The sequence below is a fragment of the Pseudoalteromonas fenneropenaei genome (assembly GCF_042643375.1).
GTDB lineage: Bacteria > Pseudomonadota > Gammaproteobacteria > Enterobacterales > Alteromonadaceae > Pseudoalteromonas > Pseudoalteromonas fenneropenaei.
In genome coordinates this window covers 391,746-412,541 of sequence record NZ_JBHRSD010000011.1, presented here as the reverse complement: position 1 = coordinate 412,541, position 20,796 = coordinate 391,746, and the positions used below count along the sequence as shown (strand labels likewise).

Annotated in this window: 21 protein-coding genes; 15 read left to right on the top strand and 6 right to left on the bottom strand. The window is 44.5% G+C overall.

Annotated elements, in window-relative coordinates; all coding sequences use genetic code 11:
- Nucleotides 1–2 precede the first annotated feature (2 nt).
- The 3 genes from ACFOEE_RS07640 (at nucleotide 3) to ACFOEE_RS07630 (ending at nucleotide 3,641) form a co-directional block, all read left to right on the top strand.
- Nucleotides 3–1,649: an ATP-binding SpoIIE family protein phosphatase gene (locus ACFOEE_RS07640; protein ID WP_377122820.1), complete on the top strand. Its 1,647-nt coding sequence runs from the start codon at nucleotides 3–5 to the stop codon at nucleotides 1,647–1,649.
- Between the two features lie 63 nt (nucleotides 1,650–1,712).
- Nucleotides 1,713–2,375 carry a GAF domain-containing protein gene (locus tag ACFOEE_RS07635; protein ID WP_377122818.1) on the top strand — a complete coding sequence of 221 codons (663 nt, stop codon included), beginning with the start codon at nucleotides 1,713–1,715 and terminating at the stop codon, nucleotides 2,373–2,375.
- A gap of 75 nt (nucleotides 2,376–2,450) precedes the next feature.
- The gene (locus tag ACFOEE_RS07630; protein ID WP_377122816.1) at nucleotides 2,451–3,641 is read left to right on the top strand and encodes an amino acid aminotransferase; all 1,191 of its coding nucleotides are present in this window, start codon (nucleotides 2,451–2,453) and stop codon (nucleotides 3,639–3,641) included.
- A 425-nt stretch (nucleotides 3,642–4,066) separates the two neighbouring features.
- On the opposite strand, the gene ACFOEE_RS07625 is transcribed toward ACFOEE_RS07630, so the two are convergent.
- Entirely contained in the window at nucleotides 4,067–4,357 is a 291-nt protein-coding gene (locus ACFOEE_RS07625) for a YebG family protein (RefSeq protein WP_377122814.1), read from the bottom strand.
- Nucleotides 4,358–4,541: 184 nt separating this feature from the next.
- Here ACFOEE_RS07625 and ACFOEE_RS07620 point away from each other — a divergent pair, with 184 nt between their 5' ends.
- Nucleotides 4,542–4,862, top strand: a complete 321-nt coding sequence (locus ACFOEE_RS07620; protein WP_377122812.1) for a ComEA family DNA-binding protein — start codon at nucleotides 4,542–4,544, stop codon at nucleotides 4,860–4,862.
- An 83-nt stretch (nucleotides 4,863–4,945) separates the two neighbouring features.
- Here the strand turns inward: ACFOEE_RS07620 and ACFOEE_RS07615 are convergent, their stop codons facing one another.
- Both ACFOEE_RS07615 and dsbB read right to left on the bottom strand, forming a co-directional pair.
- On the bottom strand, nucleotides 4,946–5,251 hold the full coding sequence (locus ACFOEE_RS07615) for a DUF6170 family protein (protein ID WP_377122810.1): 306 nt from the start codon (nucleotides 5,249–5,251) through the stop codon (nucleotides 4,946–4,948).
- A 3-nt stretch (nucleotides 5,252–5,254) separates the two neighbouring features.
- On the bottom strand, nucleotides 5,255–5,773 hold the full coding sequence (gene dsbB, locus ACFOEE_RS07610; protein ID WP_377122808.1) for a disulfide bond formation protein DsbB: 519 nt from the start codon (nucleotides 5,771–5,773) through the stop codon (nucleotides 5,255–5,257).
- A gap of 227 nt (nucleotides 5,774–6,000) precedes the next feature.
- Here dsbB and fadR point away from each other — a divergent pair, with 227 nt between their 5' ends.
- Together fadR and ACFOEE_RS07600 are read left to right on the top strand one after the other, a co-directional pair.
- Complete coding sequence (fadR, locus tag ACFOEE_RS07605; RefSeq protein ID WP_377122806.1) at nucleotides 6,001–6,717, top strand: fatty acid metabolism transcriptional regulator FadR; 717 nt, start codon at nucleotides 6,001–6,003, stop codon at nucleotides 6,715–6,717.
- Nucleotides 6,718–6,978: 261 nt separating this feature from the next.
- Entirely contained in the window at nucleotides 6,979–7,584 is a 606-nt protein-coding gene (locus ACFOEE_RS07600; protein ID WP_377122804.1) for a peroxiredoxin, read from the top strand.
- A gap of 363 nt (nucleotides 7,585–7,947) precedes the next feature.
- Here the strand turns inward: ACFOEE_RS07600 and ACFOEE_RS07595 are convergent, their stop codons facing one another.
- Both ACFOEE_RS07595 and smrB read right to left on the bottom strand, forming a co-directional pair.
- Entirely contained in the window at nucleotides 7,948–8,208 is a 261-nt protein-coding gene (locus tag ACFOEE_RS07595; RefSeq protein WP_377122802.1) for a hypothetical protein, read from the bottom strand.
- A 245-nt stretch (nucleotides 8,209–8,453) separates the two neighbouring features.
- The gene (gene smrB, locus ACFOEE_RS07590; protein ID WP_377122800.1) at nucleotides 8,454–8,990 is read right to left on the bottom strand and encodes an endonuclease SmrB; all 537 of its coding nucleotides are present in this window, start codon (nucleotides 8,988–8,990) and stop codon (nucleotides 8,454–8,456) included.
- An 86-nt stretch (nucleotides 8,991–9,076) separates the two neighbouring features.
- On the opposite strand from smrB, the gene prmB reads away from it, so the two are divergent.
- The 8 genes from prmB (at nucleotide 9,077) to ACFOEE_RS07550 (ending at nucleotide 18,790) form a co-directional block, all read left to right on the top strand.
- Nucleotides 9,077–10,012 carry a 50S ribosomal protein L3 N(5)-glutamine methyltransferase gene (gene prmB / locus ACFOEE_RS07585; RefSeq protein WP_377122798.1) on the top strand — a complete coding sequence of 312 codons (936 nt, stop codon included), beginning with the start codon at nucleotides 9,077–9,079 and terminating at the stop codon, nucleotides 10,010–10,012.
- Between the two features lie 66 nt (nucleotides 10,013–10,078).
- Nucleotides 10,079–11,179, top strand: coding sequence for a chorismate synthase (aroC, locus tag ACFOEE_RS07580; protein ID WP_377122796.1), 1,101 nt, complete (start codon nucleotides 10,079–10,081; stop codon nucleotides 11,177–11,179).
- A 227-nt stretch (nucleotides 11,180–11,406) separates the two neighbouring features.
- The gene (locus ACFOEE_RS07575) at nucleotides 11,407–12,114 is read left to right on the top strand and encodes a SapC family protein (protein ID WP_377122794.1); all 708 of its coding nucleotides are present in this window, start codon (nucleotides 11,407–11,409) and stop codon (nucleotides 12,112–12,114) included.
- Nucleotides 12,115–12,399: 285 nt separating this feature from the next.
- Nucleotides 12,400–13,425: an isoaspartyl peptidase/L-asparaginase family protein gene (locus ACFOEE_RS07570; protein ID WP_377122792.1), complete on the top strand. Its 1,026-nt coding sequence runs from the start codon at nucleotides 12,400–12,402 to the stop codon at nucleotides 13,423–13,425.
- A gap of 82 nt (nucleotides 13,426–13,507) precedes the next feature.
- Complete coding sequence (locus tag ACFOEE_RS07565) at nucleotides 13,508–13,936, top strand: CBS domain-containing protein (protein WP_377122790.1); 429 nt, start codon at nucleotides 13,508–13,510, stop codon at nucleotides 13,934–13,936.
- Between the two features lie 136 nt (nucleotides 13,937–14,072).
- Nucleotides 14,073–17,960 carry an ATP-dependent RNA helicase HrpA gene (gene hrpA, locus ACFOEE_RS07560; protein WP_377122788.1) on the top strand — a complete coding sequence of 1,296 codons (3,888 nt, stop codon included), beginning with the start codon at nucleotides 14,073–14,075 and terminating at the stop codon, nucleotides 17,958–17,960.
- A 134-nt stretch (nucleotides 17,961–18,094) separates the two neighbouring features.
- Nucleotides 18,095–18,490 carry a response regulator transcription factor gene (locus tag ACFOEE_RS07555; RefSeq protein WP_377122786.1) on the top strand — a complete coding sequence of 132 codons (396 nt, stop codon included), beginning with the start codon at nucleotides 18,095–18,097 and terminating at the stop codon, nucleotides 18,488–18,490.
- Nucleotides 18,491–18,499: 9 nt separating this feature from the next.
- Nucleotides 18,500–18,790: a PilZ domain-containing protein gene (locus ACFOEE_RS07550; protein ID WP_377122784.1), complete on the top strand. Its 291-nt coding sequence runs from the start codon at nucleotides 18,500–18,502 to the stop codon at nucleotides 18,788–18,790.
- A gap of 55 nt (nucleotides 18,791–18,845) precedes the next feature.
- On the opposite strand, the gene ACFOEE_RS07545 is transcribed toward ACFOEE_RS07550, so the two are convergent.
- Entirely contained in the window at nucleotides 18,846–20,036 is a 1,191-nt protein-coding gene (locus ACFOEE_RS07545; RefSeq protein ID WP_377122782.1) for a class I SAM-dependent methyltransferase, read from the bottom strand.
- 125 nt (nucleotides 20,037–20,161) lie between these two features.
- Between ACFOEE_RS07545 and ACFOEE_RS07540 the strand changes: the two genes are divergently transcribed.
- Entirely contained in the window at nucleotides 20,162–20,794 is a 633-nt protein-coding gene (locus ACFOEE_RS07540) for an HD domain-containing protein (protein ID WP_377122780.1), read from the top strand.
- Nucleotides 20,795–20,796 lie beyond the last annotated feature (2 nt).

The window sequence follows — 20,796 nt, the reverse complement described above, 5'->3', positions numbered from 1 at the left end:
TTATGCGCATTTTAGTGGTCGATGACCAACCGCTAAACTGTACGCTGCTGAAAGCCATGTTGGAGCAGCAGCGTTATGAGGTGGTTGTAGCACATAACGGAAAAGAGGCAATCGCCATTTTGCACGAGACAGATATAGATATCGTGCTGCTTGATGTGATGATGCCCGTTATGGATGGCTTTGAAACCGCGCCTTTGGTTAAACAATTTGCCGGTGAAGTCTATTTACCGATAATTTTTATTACTGCACTTGAAGACCACGCAAGTTTTGAGAAATGTTTAGCTGTTGGCGGTGATGACTTTATTCACAAGCCTTTTGACCGAGTTATTCTAAGTGCCAAAATTAAGGCCCACGCCCGTACTCGCAAGTTAAGCCAAGAAACGTTTGCGCAGAAAAAATTACTAGAATACCACTATAACCAAATCGAACGTGAACATGAAATCGTTGACCACATATTTCGCAATGCTTTAGATGAACAGGGTAAGTACCCAAGCCATTGTGATTATCATTTGTCGCCCGCATCGATGTTTAACGGCGACATGTTTTTACTCGCCAAAAGTCCAGTTGGTGGGCTTTATTGTATGCTGGGTGACTTTACAGGCCATGGTCTAGCAGCGGCAGTCGGTGCTTTGCCGGCTTCGCGGGTGTTTTACACTATGGTCAGTAAAGGTATGGCTGTCAGTGACATTGCTGCAGAAATGAACGCCTTACTATTTCATCTATTGCCCGGCAATATGTTTTGTGCGGCCACGATTTTTGAGCTCAGCGAATCGGGTAAGAGCGTATCGCTTTGGCTTGGTGGTTTACCCGACGCTTATTTGATTGATAAGCAAGGTAACGTCATTCGAACTCTAGAATCACAGCACATGGCGCTTGGGATTTTAGATGAAAATGAATTTGAGCGTAATTTAGTCCATCTTGAGGTCAATACAGAACTGCGTTTGATAGTGTCGACTGACGGTATGATAGAAACGGAGAACCAGCAAGGTGAATTTTTTGGTGAGCACAATTTGCTCTCAGCTATTCGCTCAAAGGCCAATATCTCGACTCAAGATATAGTGGATAAAGTGAAAGCTTTCTCAGGGCATCTGTCGCAGCAGGATGATTTGAGTATTGCTATCCTTAATTGCCTACCTTGTATCGAAAAACGCGAAAGCAAGCTGACCTATTCAAATATTCCTTTCCACATATCTTTGACTTTGAATGCAGGCCAAATTAAAAGCACAGATCCCGTACTCGAACTGGTTGATATTTTATCCAAAGTAGAAGGCTTAGGTGCGCACCGCTCGAATATATTTCTATTGCTCTCGGAAGCCTACAATAACGCGCTCGACCATGGTGTACTTGGTTTAGATTCGGATATTAAAAATAAAGAAGAAGGTTTTTTAGAGTTCTATTTACTCCGTGAGGAAGCGCTCAAGCGGTTAAAAGAAGCGCTGATCATTATTTCTGTCAGGTACGATCCGGAAAAAGCTAATCTGACATTTTGTATCTGTGATTCCGGTCAAGGCTTTATTAAAAAAGATTCACAGCCAGAAAGTCTGACACGCGAACATGGGCGGGGGCTTAGTTTAGTGAAGGAAATTGCTCAATCAGTTACCTATAACGGTGCCGGCAATGAAGTCGAAATGATTTATTCCTTGATTTGAGCTTTTCACAAACAATGGCAAATGATAGGCTAAGGACCAAATTTTAGCAGTTTGGACGTCTAAATGATTTCAACTTATTTACACAACGCAGGTGTTTCTGCTGATCCCGCTTTGGTTGCTGCCACACTTCAGGAATTAGAGTTATTTTTGACCTCGCAGCCTCAGGTATCTGGCGTTTGGTCTTATAAAGTTCCGGAATTAGGCGAAGGTGGCGCTTGTAGCCTGTTTGGCCATTTACAAGACGAACCGTTTGAGCTCCACACTGTGTTAGAAAAAACGCCTGCATCGCAGCAGGCTTTAGATACCTTACAAACCATAGTCGCTTTTATTGAACAAAAAACCGCGGTGGATTGGTTTGGTATTTATCAAACACGTACTACTGATACTGGAGCACAATTAGCAAAATTAGCCTATCGTGGCGCACCAAGTAGACCACTATTCCCTCTCACCCCAGCATTTGCTGCGACCAGTAACAACGTGCAAGTGGCTATGTCTGGTAAAGGCAGAGTCATCAATGACGTGGCAAGTTATGTTGCCAAAGGCGGAGAGTATTACACCTGTGATCCTAAGGTGCAGGCAGAGGTGTGTTTACCACTCTTTACAGAAAGTGGTGAATGTATCGGAATTATTGACGCTGAGGCTTTTCAGCAGGGCTTTTTTGACGAGCAAAAACTTGTCTATTTCATTGCTGCATGTATTAAAATTCCTCAACATTTGCCACAATGATCGTAGCTCGTGTTATGGCCTTTTTATGTTACTATTTACCTACTCGTGATTAACCCCATTTAAAAGAGATTTCGCATGTTCTCAACACTCAAACCTTTGCCGACGGACCCGATTTTGGGTTTGATGGCTGCATTCAAACAAGACACTAATCCTAACAAAATCGATCTTGGTGTAGGTGTTTATAAAGACGAACAAGGTAATACTACCGTGTTGCGTGCCGTTAAAAAGGCTGAAGCATTTCGCTTAGAAAATGAAACCACTAAGACTTACATTGGCTTAGCGGGTAATCTCGATTTCTGCCAAAAGATGGAACACCAATTACTAGGTGAGCACCCAGCATTATTGGCAAACCGTGTACGTACAGCTCAAGCACCAGGTGGTACAGGTGCACTGCGTGTTGCAGCTGAATTTATTAAGCGTTGTAATACTGACGCAACTGTGTGGGTAACAACACCGACTTGGGCAAACCATATCAGCTTATTTGAAGCTGCGGGTTTAACAGTCAAAGAATACCCATACTATGACTATGAAAACAAAAATCTACGTTTTGACGACATGATAGCGACGCTTAAAACCGTGCCAAAAGGTGACATCGTTTTACTCCACGCATGCTGTCATAACCCAAGTGGTATGGATTTAAACGCAGAGCAATGGCAAGTTGTTGCTGAGCTCGCCAAAGAAGTTGGTTTTACGCCATTGATTGATATCGCGTACCAAGGTTTTGGTAGTGGTTTGGATGTTGATGCTGCGGGTCTGCGCTTATTAGCTGCAACGGTTGAAGAGTTGATCATCTGTTCTTCATGCTCTAAAAACTTTGGTTTGTACCGTGAGCGCGTTGGTGCGTGTACTGTGATTGCTAAAGATGCAGCACAAGCTGATGTGTCAAACTCAGTCATGTTAAGCGTGGTACGTAGTATTTACTCAATGCCGCCAGCGCATGGCGCGGACATTGTTGCTACTATCTTAGGTAGCACTGAGCTTACGCAAGAATGGCACCAAGAGCTAGACGAAATGCGTGGTCGCATCAATGAGTACCGTGGGTTAATTAAAACTCGCCTAGCACAAGCCGGCGTGGCACAAGATTTCTCATTTATCGAGCGTCAACACGGAATGTTCTCGTTCCTTGGTATTAATAAAGCGCAAATTGAGCGCCTGCGTGACGAATATGCCATTTATATGGTTGGTTCAAGCCGCGTGAATATTGCGGGCATTAACCATAACAATATTGATTACTTCGTCAAAGCTATGGTTGAAGTATTGAAATAATCTCGATACGTCATCTTGTCAGCTGATGTAGTTTCTCTACATCAGCTGCTCTTTATAAGAAGTCCGCCTCAAAAGTTCCTCTTGACGAATCCGTCAATAAAATGACCTAGCTTGTTTTCATTGAACAGAATTGGTTAGTTTTCCCAGCTCAGTAACTCTCATCGTAATCTGTATCCCCAAGCCATATAAATTTTTATGCAATTGAAACTTAGCAATATTTAATGATGCAGAGCGATAAACACGTGTGATTCGGCAATAACGATTGAATGTTGGAAGTGTGTAATCTTCAGGCTAAATTTCATGAAGTGGCCGATTTGCAACAGCGTGTTGAGAAGTTGAGGAAAATAAACAACGCTCCAACTTGGCCGCGCTTAAGCGCAGCCAATAACGTAGTAACTATATCCCAAGTATATCGCTAGGTGTGATTAGCCCGCTTGTTTGCTAATGTCGGCGACTTTTGCAAGTTTTGGCGACTTTTTCTCCACTGGGGCAGTGCCTTTTAATACTGCTGCAAAGTCGTCCTTTTGCTTGGCCATTTCCAGTGCCAGCGACTCTATTTGCTGTTCACTTAAAGGCACATCGACTTTGCCGAGCATCACCTCAAGTGCTTCTGCGATGTCTAACATTTTGTCGTATGCATCAGCCTCTTTTTTACTGGTAAAGGTCATACGCTCGACTCCGTTTCTTTCGACAACATATTTTATTACGACAGCCATTATAGTCCTCACTGGGTACTGTTTTTATATACAGTAATGTTAATCTGCTCAATTTGCAAGTAGGGTTGTAAAAATTTCATGTTAATTTCCCATGACAGTGATTTGACTATCAGGACGGATCTGCTTTGCTTAAATGGAGCTGACTACGGAGTAAAGCTCATGTCTTTTAACAAGGAGGATCTATATGAAACCTATACAAACTATTATCGTTGCGGCTTTTTTTGCGTTAGGCTCGCAGGCTGCAGTTGCGAATAAACCCACCACAGAAAATACCGCGATAAATAGTGGCTCAGTGTCGGAAAAAATAGCTACACAGCTTATCAATATTAACACCGCCAGTGTTGAAGACCTAGCGTCATTGCCTGGCATAGGTAAGCGTAAAGCAGAGGCCATTATCGCTTACCGTGAACAACAAGGAGAGTTTAAGTCAGTGGAAGAATTAACCCAAGTTAAAGGTATAGGCGAAAAACTGGTAGCGAAATTAAAGGATAGAATAGCGTTATAGAAGCTGCCAAACAACAAAGGGCCAACCGGCCCTTTGTTGTTAAGTGAAGAACTAAATGACATTAGCTTTTTGTGCTATACCATTCAGCTAACTTGACCATTCTTAAAATTTTCAATAGCGCTGCCGAAATGCGGTTTGGCAAACTGAATTTCGATAGGCACAGTAAGTAATGGGTAAATTAATCCTGCAACGAGCAGGATAGGTAATAAAATCCAGCCCTGAAAGTAAGCCAGCGAAATAAATACGGGTGTCAACAGTAATAGTTTTAATACTCGCATGATGATCTTTTGCTGCACGCTCAATTGCGACAGTGCAATCGACAAGATGGCTTGTCGCTCGGTGTGTTTAAAGTCACTGAGTACAGCAATTTTACTTAAGCGTAGTGCCATAGTTTATTTTTTCTTCCAAACGATGAGGTGACACAGTATCACTAGGATAAATGCGATGCTATAGAGTGCAAAAATCACTTCCATCCAACCTGGCATAGAAAGGCCAGCAAACATCCAGTCGATATTACCACAGTCACCGGTGGCGGCAAAAAAGTGCGGTAGCCATTCATGTAACGGCATGAAACTTGGAAAATTAGGATAAATATCACAGGTAAATGCAAAAGGATCTGTAGTAGTTTGCATTGCGATGTGCTCGCGTGCTAACAAGAATCCCCAAATACTCGCGACGCCCCAAGTCGCAAAGCCTAGTAAGCGTGACCAAAGTGCACTTGGGTTGATGGCCCCAAACAAACCTGCAAATAATACTCCAAGTACCGCCGTACGTTGGTAAATACACATAATGCAGGGTTCTAGTCCCATTTGATATTGAAAATACAACGCAATACATTCGAGCAAAAAAGCCGATAGCGCCAGCAATAGCCAGCTAGTGCGATTAAAAGCCAATTGGCCAATCCAGTTCATAGGTAACCCTCTCTTTTTAGCTTATTATGAGTGAAGGCACAGAAATAAGGCAACCCAATTCGATGGAACTCAGGTACAACATGGGTATTGCAAAAAAACCAATAAAATTACCTACTCATTCTCAGCCAAACAGCGATAACTTTGCTTGTTAGTTCAAGATCATCTGGTACAATCAGTAAATTGTAGTTGTGCAGATTACACTTTAGTCGCAATTGAGTGGACGTTAGATGAGAATTTTCAAAGCCAAAAGCCCAGCTGGATTTGCTGAGGAGTACATTGTTGAATCTATCTGGAATGGTGAGTTTCCTCCTGGTTCTATTTTACCAGCGGAGCGTGAGCTTTCGGAATTGATTGGCGTAACACGAACCACTTTGCGCGAAGTTTTGCAGCGTTTAGCCCGTGATGGCTGGTTAACCATTCAACATGGTAAGCCGACTCGTGTGAATAACTTCTGGGAGACATCAGGGTTAAATATTTTAGAAACCTTGGCACGTCTTGATGAAGACAGAATGCCTGAACTTACAGATCAGTTATTGTCAGCCAGAACTAATATTAGCGCTATCTATACACGTGCTGCGATCAAATCCAACCCCCAGCAAGTGATTGAAATTGTCGGGCAGTACGCAGAGTTAGAGGATTCTGCAGAAGCATTTTCCGAGTTTGATTATCGTGTCCATCACCAGCTTGCGATTGCCGGTAACAACAAAATTTATGTATTGATTTTGAATGGCTTTAAAGGCCTTTATTCAAAAATTGGTTGCCATTATTTTGCAGATAGCAGAACTCGTGAGCTGGCGCGTCAGTTTTATCAAGGGCTAATGCATTTGGCGCAAAGCGGCGAACATGACAACGCAATTTCATTAATGCGTAAATACGGCCACCAAAGTGGTGAGATTTGGCAACAGATCCGCAGTGATCTGCCAAGCGACATCATGGACAACTAGTACACGCTACCTAGCTACTTCAAATAATTTGAATTGAAGTCGACATTGTTGCTAATTCTAGAAAAGCTCGGCCTATCCGGGCTTTTTTAATCGATTTTTTCTATTGCAGCCATCGTTAAATTCGATTGTTCTTTTCCTAATGCTCCCCATAAACTAGGCACAATTTTCTTATATAACTTGAATTTATCAAGTTAGCCCCCATCATTAGCCAAGATGTCATTTTGGCATGTGGATTTAATACTTAACTAATTGGAGAAAACAATGGGTGTATTAGTAGGCCGCAAGGCACCAGACTTTACTGCAGCAGCTGTACTAGGTAACGGCGAAATCGTTGATAGCTACAATTTGCATGAGAACATCAAAGGTAAGAAAGCGGTTATTTTCTTCTACCCACTTGATTTCACTTTCGTATGTCCATCAGAACTGATTGCTTTTGACAAGCGTTATGCTGAGTTCCAAAAGCGTGGTGTTGAAGTGATCGGTGTTTCTATCGATTCTCAATTCTCTCACAACGCATGGCGTAACACGCCAGTTAACCAAGGTGGTATCGGTGCAGTTAAATATGCTCTAATCGCTGACGTTAAACACGACATTTGTAAAGCGTACGACGTTGAGCACCCAGAAGCAGGTGTTGCGTTCCGTGGTTCTTTCCTAATCGACGAAGAAGGTAACGTACGTCACCAAGTAGTAAACGACCTACCACTTGGCCGTAACATCGACGAAATGCTACGTATGGTTGATGCACTTGCATTCCACCAAGAGCACGGCGAAGTATGTCCGGCAGGTTGGACTGAAGGCAAATCAGGTATGCAAGCAAGCCCAGAAGGTGTTGCTAAGTTCCTAGCTGAAAAGTCTGAAGAACTGTAATACTGCCGAATAGCAGCTTTACAAGAGCCGCCGCAAGGCGGTTTTTTTATTGCCTGTGCGTTGCTTTGTTAGCAGCTAAATATGGCGGCCAATACGCTTAGAATATTAAGCCTAGATGCGCTGCACTATTGTTCAACATTCGAGAGAATGTTGTTTCCTCAGTATCAGAGTTTTATCTCGTTTTTATTCTTTTTCAATACCAGTTTATTACCAGTCTAATGGTAGGGCGCCAGTGGCGCAGCGATGGAGACTAAACTGACCACCACTGCGAGAGCGACTTAACGCCGATGTAACCGAAGTATACGCTGAATAGACTCACGACTGGCATGGCTAAAATGCTGGCGAGTAATAATTCGTTAGTCATTACTGCTCATCCTTTTTCTCTGTTGCTGCTACTTGTTGAGTTTGTTCAGCTTGTTTGTTGGCATCGGCAATTTGACTTTTCAAAGCGTCAAGTAACGCCGTTTTAGATTTCGCTTTCATATCTTGTAAGCTGGTTTGTAAACTTGAAACTAACACTTGGCTCATATCTGCAACTAGGTCACTTGTTACAGATTGCGCATTTGCACCAATACTTGCAGTCATTAAACAGCCAGCGATCAAACATTGAGTTAAAGTTTTCATGATTGTGCTCCTTGGGATTAACTTATTAGTCGCAATAGCTATTACAAAGGTTGTGCCATAATCAAAAAAATTTTTAAGTTTATGATTTTTAATGGTTATTGTTTTTTGTTAGAAATGGGCTTAATTCAGGAGTGGTTAATTTTGCTAAGTGATTTAGCGTTTTGTGCTAATAAGTAGCGAAATTTAAATCATTCAGTGGGCAGTAGGTGATGTACCTAAGACGCTGGGGGTTAGCGTCTTAGTAATTACAGTTCAGGAATGTCAATTAAGATCAGTAACGCGCCTTTACCACCATATTCAAGCGGCGCTTGATGAATGGCAAGCACGTCTGGGTGTTGCACGAGGTAATGAGGTACTTTGTGTTTTAGCACCCGTTCACCAATTCCATGCACAATACAAGCGCAGTAATAATGATGGCGTTTACAGGCATGGATAAGCGCTGCTAATTCTTGTTTAGCGGTGTCTTTATTGAGACCATGCAGATCTAAAATCAGCTCAGGTGCAATATCGCCGCGGCGTAATTGTTTTGCTAGAAAACGGTCTGCGCCAGGGCGAACAAAGTTAATGGTACCGGAGGTGTCAATATCGGGCACATAATCGTCGGAAAAGTAAAACTCAGCACTGTGTTGGCGCTGCTGTTCTTCGACAACATCACCACGAAAACGCACAGCACTGCGTTTGAACTGTACTGTGTCTTGCTTGATTTTTTTAACACCACTCACTGCCTCTTGAAAGAGGGCAAAATCATCAGTGTTGAACGGGTCGAGGTCTTTTTCATTCATGCCGGTATTGTAATGAAAAAAAGCGTAAAAACCTAGCTGAAAACAAGTTACAATAAGTTATTAGGCGCAAAAGACAGAGAGCTGCGATGAGTGAATTTCAAATTACCGAAGCCCAGCAACAAGAAGCCATTGCTGAGCTATTTACCATTCAAGATTGGTTACGTTGGACTGCCAGCCAGTTAATGCACCATGGCGTGTATTTTGGCCATGGCACTGATAACGCATGGGATGAAGCGGTAAGTTTAGTGCTACCTATCCTGAACTTGCCCATTGATGCGCCAAAAGAGATGATCCAAGCGCGGATCACTACCTCTGAAAAGCAGCGTTTATTTGGTTATATTCGCGAACGTATCGAGAACCGCACGCCAGTGCCTTATTTGACCAATCAGGCGTGGTTTGCAGGTTTGCCATTTTATGTCGATGAGCGAGTATTAGTGCCGCGTTCACCTTTTGCGGAGTTGATTGCCCGTAAATTCACGCCTTGGTTAGAAGAAGGCAAAAACGTTGGCCGTATTCTTGATATGTGTACTGGCTCAGCGTGTATCGCTATTGCTCTTGCGCACGCGTTTCCTGATGCGCAAGTAGATGCGGTAGATATTTCCTATGATGCGTTGGCTGTGGCCGATACCAACATCAATGACTACATGTTACTAGATCGTGTGTTTGCTATTCAGTCCGACGTATTTAGCGGTATTCCTGGCCAAAAATATGATTTGATAGTAGCCAACCCACCTTATGTTGACGCCGAAGATATCGCTGACATGCCTGAAGAGTTCCATCATGAGCCGATGTTAGGCTTAGCATCAGGTGAAGATGGCTTAGATGTGACCCGTACAATTTTGCAAGAAGCAGCAGAACACCTCAATGAGGGTGGTTTACTGTTTGTGGAAGTGGGTAATTCTATGATACATATGGAGGAAGAATTCCCCGGCGCGCCGTTCACTTGGATTGAGTTTGAACGTGGTGGACTAGGGGTATTCGTGATCAGCAAAGAAGCACTATTAAGTTATTTTAACGACTGATCTTTGCCGTTATGCCTCGCGTGACGGCTAAGGTCGTCACTCGCAATCAAAGAGGAATGAGGCACGATGGCGGGCAACAGTATTGGTCAACTCTTTAAAGTGACCACCTTTGGTGAAAGCCATGGTCCTGCATTGGGAGGCATCGTTGATGGTGTTCCCGCAGGGCTTGAGATCACCGAAGCAGATTTACAAGTCGATTTAGACCGGCGTAAACCTGGTCAGAGCCGTTATACCACGCAAAGACGTGAAGGAGACGAGGTGAAGATCCTCTCTGGCGTATTTGAAGGTAAAACCACCGGAACCAGTATTGGTTTGTTGATTGAAAACACCGATCAGCGCTCACAAGATTACTCCCAAATCAAAGATTTATTCCGCCCAGGACATGGCGATTACAGCTATTGGCACAAGTACGGACATCGCGATTATCGCGGTGGGGGTCGTTCGTCCGCGCGTGAAACCGCGATTCGTGTGGCCGCTGGAGCCATTGCGAAAAAATATTTAAAGCAAGCCCACGGCATTGAGGTACAAGGATGTTTATCGCAGCTTGGACCAATCAAAGCAGAACAGTTTGACTGGCAGCAAGTGGAACAAAACCCGTTTTTCTTTCCTGATTTGAGTAAACTAGAAGTACTTGATGAATATATGCGTGAGCTTAAAAAGCGCGGTGATTCAGTGGGTGCTAAAGTGATGGTAGTCGCACGCCATGTGCCAGTTGGTTTGGGTGAGCCAGTGTTTGACCGCTTAGATGCGGAACTTGCACATAGCTTGATGAGTATCAATGCTGTCAAAGGTGTTGAGATTGGTGATGGCTTTGCGGTAGTGGAGCAAAATGGTTCAACCCACCGCGATGAGCTTACTCCAGAGGGGTTTACCTCCAATCATGCTGGTGGCATTTTAGCGGGTATTTCAACTGGGCAAGATATTGTTGCGAGCATTGCGCTTAAACCGACCTCTAGTATCACTATCCCAGGTAAGAGTATCAACGTTTACAATGAAGCCACCGAGCTTGTGACCAAAGGTCGTCACGACCCCTGTGTTGGGATCCGGGCAGTGCCTATTGCAGAAGCTATGATGGCTATCACCTTGATGGATCATCTGCTACGTCAACGCGGGCAAAATCCGCATGTTGAAGTACCAGCGCCGCCGATAGCCGCAAGTATTTGCTAAACGTAAAAAGCCCCTATTTGGGGCTTTTTTAGGCGGTTTAGCTGGTGTTAATTTGCACAAATTCAATCAGTTAACAAATAACTTCTACTGTATGTCAAGAACTTAACTCGTTTGTACAGAGTGTCAAAAAATTTTCCCTTTCTTTTTACCAGTAAAACCGCTAGCCTAAGGCCACAAGATAAGAGCGACAGCGCTTTATAATTATACGAAAGAAATGGAGTAGTACTATGGCCGAGCAACAAGTGCAGCCTTTACATGCGGAAAAGCATGCCAATATCAAAATCAAAAACGGCATCAACGTAGAATTCTTAAAATCTCAACATATCATTCCTGTCGTCGCTCACGAGTTTGCTCGTGCTGCGGTTGAGTTTCCTTTAGTATTCGTGAAAAACACTGAAACAGGTCAATTCCAAGCTGTTGCCATGTTTGGTTTAGAGCCAGGTCAAAACCTATTTGTTGAAGGCGACAAGTGGACTGCGGGTTACGCGCCTATGGCAACGACACGTTACCCACTAGGTTTAGTTAAGCACCCAGAGCAAGATCAGTTTGGTGTTGTTATTGATGCAGGTAGTCCATTAGTCAATGACACAGAAGGCAATGCGCTATTCGAAAACGGTGAAGAGACTGAATACCTTAAGCGTCGTAAAGAAGCTTTAGTTTCTTATATTGAGTTTGCCCGCGTGACTGATACCTTTACACAATATTTAGCGGATAAAGAGCTTTTCTCTCAACAGACTTTAACTGTTGATATTAAAGGTGAAAAGCGTGACATCAACGGCATTTACTTGATTGACGAGCGTAAACTTGCTGAGCTGAGCGATGCAGATTTCCTTGAGCTGCGTAAGCGTGGCTACTTGGCACCAATCTACTCATTCCTGACGTCTTCGCACCAAGTTGCACGTCTAGCTCGTTTGAAAGCAGAACAAGCTGCGTAACTAAAACGTTTGCTGACTCTGGAAAAGGCGCTTGATGCGCCTTTTCGCATTTTTTAGGCGTCATATCTCATCGAGTTGCAATTCTTTTCCTTCCTTGCCACTTTGCTAAATGTATACCCTTGCTACTTGAAGTAGTAAAAGTGGTGGCTCTGTCCGCTCATCCCAATTACATAGGATGTCTATGCTCATGGGAGTTCGCGTACTTGTCGTCTACCTACCGCACCAAGTCATGTCGGTATAGAAAAAATGGGTAACGCCTGATTTGAAACGTTAACGAGGAACATCATGAAAAGAGTAATACTAGGCTCAGCGTTTATGCTGCTGGCCATGTCGACCAGCAGTTTTGCGAAATCACCGATTGCCATCGCGATTCATGGCGGCGCTGGCACCATAGAAAAGGCCAAATTCAGTGCCGAGCAAGAAGCGGCTTATCGCGCTAAATTACAAGAAGCCGTTGAAGCGGGTTACAAGGTGTTAGAGCAAGGAGGTGCAAGCTTAGATGCCGTAACCGCAGCGATAACCATTATGGAATCGTCGCCGTTTTTCAACGCTGGTAAAGGTGCCGTCTATACTTTCAATGGTGAGCATGAGTTAGACGCCTCTATTATGGATGGTAAAACTCGCGCAGCAGGTGCGGTGGCTGGCGTAAAACACATTGAGCATCCCATTTTACTTGCTAAAGAAGTGATGCAAAATTCAGTGCATGTCATGTTAAGTGGACAAGGCGCAGAAGAGTTTGCCAAACAACAGGGCATAGCTATGGTAGAAAATAGCTTGTTTGATACGCCAGCACGTTTAGAAGCACTGAAAAAAGCCAAAGAAAAACTCGAACAAGCAAAGTCGCATACCAAAGATTATCAAGCGGCCCATCAAGCCTTACCAAGCGCTTATAAAATGGGCACAGTTGGCGCAGTTGCTTTGGATGCACAGGGTAATCTAGCCGCGGGCACCTCAACAGGAGGCATGACTGCCAAGCGTTTTGGTCGCGTTGGTGATTCCCCCGTAATTGGCGCAGGCACATTTGCCGATAACCATTCTTGTGCGGTATCGGCCACAGGCCATGGTGAGTATTTTATTCGCTATAATGTCGCCTCGGATATCTGTGCACGGGTTGCATATCAAGGTAAATCCATTGAGCAAGCTGGCAAAGAGGTGATCCACGATGTGCTTGCGCCAATCGGTGGGACAGGTGGAGTGATTATCATCGATAACAAAGGCAATATTAGTATGCCGTTTAATACTGAGGGCATGTACCGCGCCAGTAAGCACTCCGCGGCTACCACTTATGTTGGTATTTTTAAACAAGATTAATCATTGCAAAGGTAAGCAAAATTGTCGCTGCCAGCTACTATTAAAAAGAGAATAGGGCTGGCTTTTTTATGGAGCGATAATTATGCAATCGATTAAGGTGAAAGATTATTTAAATCACCGTCCCGTAACGTTTCATGCCGACATGCGCATTGAACAGGCGGTTGAAAAGCTGTTGCTGAGTGGTCAGCAAGGTGGCCCAGTGATAGACGCCCAAAAACGGGTGGTAGGGTTTTTGTCTGAGCAAGACTGTATTCGCAAAATGCTTGAAGCGACGTATCAGAATGAATCCCACAGTATGGTTCATGATGTAATGAATCCGACACCTATTTGTGTGTCACCTGATGAAAGTGTGTTGCAGCTAGCAGAGCGGATGACTATAGATAAACCGAAGGTTTATCCCGTGGTTGATGACCAAGGTTACTTGCTAGGGGTGATAAGCAGAGCTAACGTGCTGCGTGCAATTGACAAGCATTTACACTGTAATTATGAAGCTGGGCATAGGTTTGTCTAGTTGAGTTGTATAGCTTAGTTCAACAGCAAATTGACGCACTAGCACGCTGGTCGGAGTTTTGCAGCCGCTAACGTAGGATTCTACCTCACAGTTTGTTAGAATAGTGGGAATTTTGACTATCCTCAGAGGGTGAGTAGTGGACGTCACGTCGCTCAAAAACGCAGTTGTAGACTGTTTGCGAAAGGATCACTTTATTTTAAGAAAGCGTTTGCAAGGGCTGCAAAAAGTTGCAGATCCAAGTAAACAAGCAAAAATATTAGCGACGATAGAAAAAGACATTCTGGCTAGCAAAGCTTTGCGTCAGCAGCGTTTGGACGCAATGCCGCGACTCTCTTACCCTGAGGCTTTGCCTGTTAGCCAGAAAAAAGATGAGATTAAAGCGGCCATTGCGGCACATCAAGTGGTGATTGTGGCTGGTGAAACCGGCTCAGGTAAAACCACTCAGTTACCAAAAATCTGTTTAGAGCTTGGTCGTGGCGTTGACGGTTACATAGGTCATACTCAGCCAAGACGATTGGCTGCACGTAGCGTTGCCGCCCGTATTGCTGAAGAGCTGGAATGCGAGCTTGGGCAAAGCGTTGGTTTTAAAATCCGCTTTAGTGATAATGTCTCGGCGCAGACCCATGTTAAATTGATGACTGATGGTATTTTGCTGGCCGAAATCCAGCAAGACAGGTTCCTCAATCAATACGACACTATCATCATAGATGAAGCGCACGAACGTAGCCTCAACATAGATTTTATTCTCGGTTATCTAAAGAATTTACTACCAAAACGCCCTGATCTAAAAGTCATTATCACCTCAGCAACCATAGATCCTGAGCGTTTTTCCAAGCATTTCAATAACGCTCCTATCATTGAGGTCTCTGGCCGAACTTACCCAGTAGAAGTTCGTTATCGTCCATTGACCGATGTCGATATCGACAATAGCGATAATGACAATGAGCTGTTGCAAGGTATTTTTGATGCGGTAGATGAGCTGTGCCGAGAAGGGCCTGGCGATATTTTGATTTTTATGAACGGCGAGCGGGAAATTCGTGATACCGCCGAAGCGCTTGCTAAACGTAAACTTAAAGGGGTCGAAATACTGCCACTGTATGCACGTTTGTCCAATGCAGAGCAAAACCGTATTTTTGCGGCTCATAGTCAGCGTCGTATTGTACTTTCGACAAACGTCGCAGAAACCTCGCTTACAGTACCTGGTATTCGCTATGTCATAGACCCTGGCACAGCGCGGATCAGCCGCTATAGTTACCGCACCAAAGTGCAGCGCTTACCGATTGAGGCGATTTCTCGTGCCAGTGCTGAGCAGCGTAAAGGCCGTTGTGGTCGTGTTGCAGCAGGCGTTTGTATCCGTTTATATGCAGAAGATGACTTCAACAGTCGTCCACAGTTTACTGACCCTGAAATATTACGCACTAATTTGGCGTCAGTTATACTGCAAATGCTGGCGCTGGGGCTTGGGGAAATTAGCCAGTTCCCGTTTGTGCAGGCGCCGGATAGTCGCAATATTACCGATGGCATGTTGTTGCTTGAAGAGCTGCAAGCGATTAAGCCTGCTGATAACAAACACAGCGCCACATTAACCCCAGAAGGTAAGAATCTCAGTCGTCTGCCGATTGATCCGCGTTTGGCAAAAATGGTGTTGGCAGCGAAAGACTTAGGTGCACTGCGTGAAGTGATCATCATAGTGGCGGGATTATCTATCCAAGATCCGCGAGAGCGCCCACAAGAACGCCAACAAGCGGCCAACGAAAAACATGGTCGTTTTGAAGACCCCGATTCAGACTTTATCGCCTTTTTAAACCTGTGGCAGTATCTTGAGCAGCAACAAGAAGCGTTAACGCGCAGCCAGTTTAGAAAAATGTGCCAACAGGACTTTTTGGCTTATATGCGGGTGCGTGAATGGCAGGATATTGTTTATCAGCTCACCACCATTTGTGAAGAGATGGATTTACGTCTCAACGAGCAACCGGCTGACTATGAACGTATTCATCAAGCCATTCTGAGTGGGCTTTTGACTCAAGTTGGCTTTAAAGACGAAAAACAGCATTACAAAGGCACGCGTAACAGTATATTCCATGTGTTCCCCGGCTCAAGCCTGTTTAAAAAAGCCCCGAAGTGGATCATGTCTGCTGAGCTGGTGGAAACCAGCAAACTCTATGCGCGCATGAATGCGCGTATCAACGTTGATTGGTTAGTGCCACTGGCGGCACATTTAGTAAAGCGCAGCTACAGTGAACCACACTGGGAGAAAAAGCCCGGTGCGGTGATTGCGTTTGAGCAACAGACTTTATTTGGCCTTATCATAGTGCCAAGAAAGCGGGTGGTGTATAGCCATATCGACCCAGTATTAAGTCGCGAGCTCTTTATTCGCGAGGCTTTGATCAATCAAGAATTAGGCATGGATGAAGCTTTTCTTGCTCACAACCAGCGACTTATCGAAGAAGTTCAACGGCTTGAAAATAAAGCACGCCGTCGTGATATCTTAGTTGACGAAGAAGCCTTGCTGGCATTTTACGATGAACGTTTGCCCGCTGAGGTTAACAACCGCGCGGCTTTTGCTAGCTGGTATAAGCGTATTCGCCAAACCACGCCTGACTTTCTGATGATGGATAAGGCGATGTTGATGCAACATGGTGCGGATGGTGTGACAGAGCTTGCCTACCCAGACACTTGGCAACAAGATAACCTGATTTTGCCTTTGCAGTATCATTTTGAACCTGGTCAGGCATTGGACGGGGTCGCCGTGGTGATCCCAATTGCATTACTTAACCAAGTGCAGGAAAGCGGTTTTGATTGGCATATTCCCGCGCTACGCCATGAATTAATCTGTGGTTTGATTAAATCTCTGCCTAAGTCGCTTAGGCGTAACTTTGTGCCAGCGCCGAACTATGCTGATGCTGTGTTAGCTTCTATCGAGCCGATGCAAGGTACTTTGCTAGACGCGCTGAGTACGCGCTTGCAGCGTATGACAGGTGTGACAATCCCACCAGAAGCTTGGGATTTAACGACACTTGATGCCCATTTGCGGATACAGTTTGAGGTACAAGACGACAACGGAAAAGTGCTTGCGCATGGCTCCAATCTGCAACAGCTAAAAGATAAACTGCAAGGTAAAGTCAGCGATACGTTATCAAAAGTGGCCAAACCGGGTATTGAGCAGCAAGGCTTATGTGACTGGCAATTTGGCGATTTGCCGAGTGAATATACGCAAAAACAGGGGCAGTATGAGATAAAAGCCTATGTCGCGCTGGTGGATAAAAAAGACAGCGCCGCAATTGAGCTCTTTGATCACCCTGAAAAGGCGGCAGCAGCACACAAACTGGGGTTACGTCGTTTGATTTTGTTAAATGTACCGTCACCGATTAAATATTTGCAGCAGCATTTGCCGAATAAAGCCAAACTGGGCTTGTACTTTAACCCCTTTGGCAAAGTGCAGGATTTGATTGACGACTGCATTGCTGCTGGCGTGGATAGTTTACTCGCTGCACGCCCTGAGATCCGCGATGAAGCCAGTTTTATGGCGGCAAAAGAATGGATCCGTGCTGAGCTTGGCGATACCGTAGTGAAAATCGCTATCCAAGTTGAGCAGGTGCTGAGTATCGCCCATGCGGTGAATAAAAAGATGAAAGGTAAAGTCGACCTAACTATGATAACCGCGCACGGCGATATTAAATCTCAGTTGGAGCGACTTATCTTCCGTGGTTTTGTAAGTCACCACGGCGCGGCAAAAATGCCGGAATTGCTACGCTATTTTAAAGCCATTGAGCGACGCTTAGAAAAACTTCCGGTTGATCCTAACCGTGACCGTTTATGTGTGTTGGAATTGGATAAAGTTGCAGAGCAATATCAGGCACTGCTAAAAAAAATACCACAGGGTATGCCAGTACCACCTGCTATCACTGAAGTTTTCTGGATGCAGGAAGAGCTGCGGGTTTCGTTATTTGCTCAGACCTTAGGCACTGCCTATCCAATCTCAGCAAAACGAATATTGAACGCTTTAAAGGAAATAGAACTCTAAGTAACAAGGTTATTGCCGCTCTCCTAATTTGGCAATCACTGAGGATTTTGTGCTTACTTACAATTTTGAGCTTGCTTTTTGAGCTAAGCCCATTACTTTATTAAAGAGGACGGAAATTGGGATCGGAAAAGGACATGGCTACCATTATGGCGTCGCAAAAACCAAAGGATCGCGCTACGCATATTTTAGTTGTTGATGATGAATATTTTAACTACGAAATGTTGTCATTAGCTCTAGCAGATAGTTTTGTGCTGAGCTATGCCAATTCGGGGAAAAGTTGTTTATCTAGTGCTATAGCCAATCCACCAGATGCAATTTTGCTTGATGTTTGTATGCCGGGTTTAGATGGCTACGACACCTGCAGAATGCTCAAAAATACCCCAGAAACTAAGGATATTCCTGTTGTAATGGTATCGGGTTTAGAATCAGAACAAGAGCAACGTGCAGGATTTGAAGCAGGCTGTGATGCTTATGTGGTCAAGCCGTTTTCCATGCAAGCACTGTTGGAGAAAATAAAAAACGTCGTTTAGGAGAGCGCGATGTTACATGAAGATAAACGCCGCTTTATGCGCATGAGTGTCAATACCACTGCGACCGTCACAGTACTAGAAAGTGGCCACAAGGTTAAAGCCAAATGCCAAGACTTAAGTGCAACGGGTATGTCATTGGTGGTGTCTGAGCCGGTTGAAGTTAATACTATGATAGAGGTGTTTATTGATTCCTCTGGCAATGCAATACCGCCACTGAGTGTGCATGCGAAAGTGCTGCGCGTTACTCAAGACAATGAAGAAGAATATATCTGGGGAATTGAAATCAATCAGTTTAACTAGGCGGCTAACGTTTGACTGCCAGTTAAGCAAAACGGAGCCGAAGCTCCGTTTTTTGTTAGTACACTTTACAGATCAAACCTTTTAGGTAAAACCCTTCAGGATAATTGCCTGAAATTGGGTGGTCACCAGCCTGATTAAGGCGTTCCATAATCAATAGATCCTTTCCGGCATCCAGCGCGGCGTCAGCAACTACTTTTTGGAATAAGTTTTGGTCCATCAAGCCCGAGCATGAGAACGTCAGTAAAGTGCCACCCGGTTTCAAAATTTGCATCGCCACCATGTTAATGTCTTTGTAGCCACGACAGGCTCCAGTTAATTGCGCTTTGCTTTCGGCAAATTTTGGCGGATCCATCACGATAGTGTCGAACAATTTGCCTTCTTCGCGGTATTGGCGTAGCAGCTTAAAGACATCTTGCTTTACAAAATCGACGCGACTTAAATCTAGCTGATTATGCTCAACGTTACGTTTTGCGATAGCAAGCGCCTGCTCAGAAACATCAACGTTGGTCACTTTGCTACAGCCGCCGCGTAACGCATAAAGGGAAAAGGTACCTGTGTAGCAGAAGCAGTTTAGTACTTCTTTGTCTTTTGAAAAACGCTCCAGCGCAGCGCGACTGTCACGTTGGTCGAGGTAAAAACCGGTTTTGTGGCCGTTTTCGATATCCACCTCAATATTCAAACCGTTTTCTTGAATGATCACGGGCTCTTGCGGCATTTTACCGTGTAACACACCTGTGGTTTTCTCTAAACCTTCTTTTTTACGCACATCAACATCTGAGCGCTCGTAAATCGTGCAGTTTGGGAAAATACGCTGAAGCGCGGCGGTAATATCAGCTTTATGGCGCTCGGCACCGGCGCTGAGTAGCTGACATACCAAGACGTTTTGGAATTTGTCGATGGTGATGCCTGGTAAGCCATCCGATTCTGCGGCACAAAGGCGGAAGCCACTCAAACCACCTTCAGCGATGAGTTGTTCACGGGCATCAAGGGCACGTCTTAGCTTGCGCTCAAAAAAGTCGGCGTCAATTGCGACATTGGGTTCAAAGCTCCATACGCGGGCACGGATCTGTGACTCAGGGCTGTATGCGGCAATAGCCAAAAATTGACCATCGTGGGTATATACTTCAACGGTATCACCGATCCCGGGTTTACCTTTGATTTTCTTAATTGCTTTAGAAAAAACCCATGGGTGCTTTCTTTTTAAAGACTTTTCTCTACCCGGTTCGAGATAAATAGCGTGAGACATTAAAGTATCCTTCGACATAAATATGCGCGCATTGTAGTGAAGCTTGGCCTAACATACAAATGTCCCTTGAGTTTAGCAGGCTATCACGTAAGATTGAGGCTCATTTGCCATTAACGGGAAGCAAAATGGACGCGCTAGAAGCCGCCTGCAGAGAATTTATTTTAACAGCCACAGTTGCAGACACTGCACACGATATTACCCATATTGAACGAGTTGTTAAGGTGGCCAAACAATTGGCGCATGCGGAGCAAGCGGATCTGGCCGTAGTGATACCTGCTGCATGGTTACATGATTGTGTAGCAGTGGCAAAGAATCATCCAGACAGAGCGATTGCATCAAAGTTAGCAGCAGACAAGGCGGTGACTTTTTTACAAGCTTATGGTTATGATGAAAGCAAACTTGCTGCAATTCACCATGCCATTGTTGCCCATAGCTTTAGCGCAAATGTTGCACCAACCAGTTTAGAAGCAAAAATTGTCCAAGACGCTGACAGAATGGATGCGCTTGGTGCCATTGGTATTAGCCGTTGTATGAAAGTAGGTGGGGCGATTGCGCGACATATCTATCACGCAGAAGACCCATTTTGTGAAGCCAGAGAGGCTAATGACAAACGCTATACCTTAGATCATTTCTTTATCAAATTGCTGCATATTCAAGATGGCATGCACACCAACGCGGCAAAAGCCGAAGCCAAGCGCAGGACTGACTATATGTATGGCTTTTTAGATCAACTACGTAGTGAAATTGTCAGTGATTAAGG

Bases quoted from the DNA above. Each gene is read 5' to 3' on its own strand.
- ACFOEE_RS07640 (WP_377122820.1), top strand. From the start codon at position 3: ATGCGCATTTTAGTGGTCGATGACCAACCGCTAAACTGTACGCTGCTG.
- ACFOEE_RS07635 (WP_377122818.1), top strand. From the start codon at position 1,713: ATGATTTCAACTTATTTACACAACGCAGGTGTTTCTGCTGATCCCGCT.
- ACFOEE_RS07630 (WP_377122816.1), top strand. From the start codon at position 2,451: ATGTTCTCAACACTCAAACCTTTGCCGACGGACCCGATTTTGGGTTTG.
- ACFOEE_RS07625 (WP_377122814.1), bottom strand. From the start codon at position 4,357: ATGGCTGTCGTAATAAAATATGTTGTCGAAAGAAACGGAGTCGAGCGT.
- ACFOEE_RS07620 (WP_377122812.1), top strand. From the start codon at position 4,542: ATGAAACCTATACAAACTATTATCGTTGCGGCTTTTTTTGCGTTAGGC.
- ACFOEE_RS07615 (WP_377122810.1), bottom strand. From the start codon at position 5,251: ATGGCACTACGCTTAAGTAAAATTGCTGTACTCAGTGACTTTAAACAC.
- dsbB (WP_377122808.1), bottom strand. From the start codon at position 5,773: ATGAACTGGATTGGCCAATTGGCTTTTAATCGCACTAGCTGGCTATTG.
- fadR (WP_377122806.1), top strand. From the start codon at position 6,001: ATGAGAATTTTCAAAGCCAAAAGCCCAGCTGGATTTGCTGAGGAGTAC.
- ACFOEE_RS07600 (WP_377122804.1), top strand. From the start codon at position 6,979: ATGGGTGTATTAGTAGGCCGCAAGGCACCAGACTTTACTGCAGCAGCT.
- ACFOEE_RS07595 (WP_377122802.1), bottom strand. From the start codon at position 8,208: ATGAAAACTTTAACTCAATGTTTGATCGCTGGCTGTTTAATGACTGCA.
- smrB (WP_377122800.1), bottom strand. From the start codon at position 8,990: ATGAATGAAAAAGACCTCGACCCGTTCAACACTGATGATTTTGCCCTC.
- prmB (WP_377122798.1), top strand. From the start codon at position 9,077: ATGAGTGAATTTCAAATTACCGAAGCCCAGCAACAAGAAGCCATTGCT.
- aroC (WP_377122796.1), top strand. From the start codon at position 10,079: ATGGCGGGCAACAGTATTGGTCAACTCTTTAAAGTGACCACCTTTGGT.
- ACFOEE_RS07575 (WP_377122794.1), top strand. From the start codon at position 11,407: ATGGCCGAGCAACAAGTGCAGCCTTTACATGCGGAAAAGCATGCCAAT.
- ACFOEE_RS07570 (WP_377122792.1), top strand. From the start codon at position 12,400: ATGAAAAGAGTAATACTAGGCTCAGCGTTTATGCTGCTGGCCATGTCG.
- ACFOEE_RS07565 (WP_377122790.1), top strand. From the start codon at position 13,508: ATGCAATCGATTAAGGTGAAAGATTATTTAAATCACCGTCCCGTAACG.
- ACFOEE_RS07555 (WP_377122786.1), top strand. From the start codon at position 18,095: ATGGCTACCATTATGGCGTCGCAAAAACCAAAGGATCGCGCTACGCAT.
- ACFOEE_RS07550 (WP_377122784.1), top strand. From the start codon at position 18,500: ATGTTACATGAAGATAAACGCCGCTTTATGCGCATGAGTGTCAATACC.
- ACFOEE_RS07545 (WP_377122782.1), bottom strand. From the start codon at position 20,036: ATGTCTCACGCTATTTATCTCGAACCGGGTAGAGAAAAGTCTTTAAAA.
- ACFOEE_RS07540 (WP_377122780.1), top strand. From the start codon at position 20,162: ATGGACGCGCTAGAAGCCGCCTGCAGAGAATTTATTTTAACAGCCACA.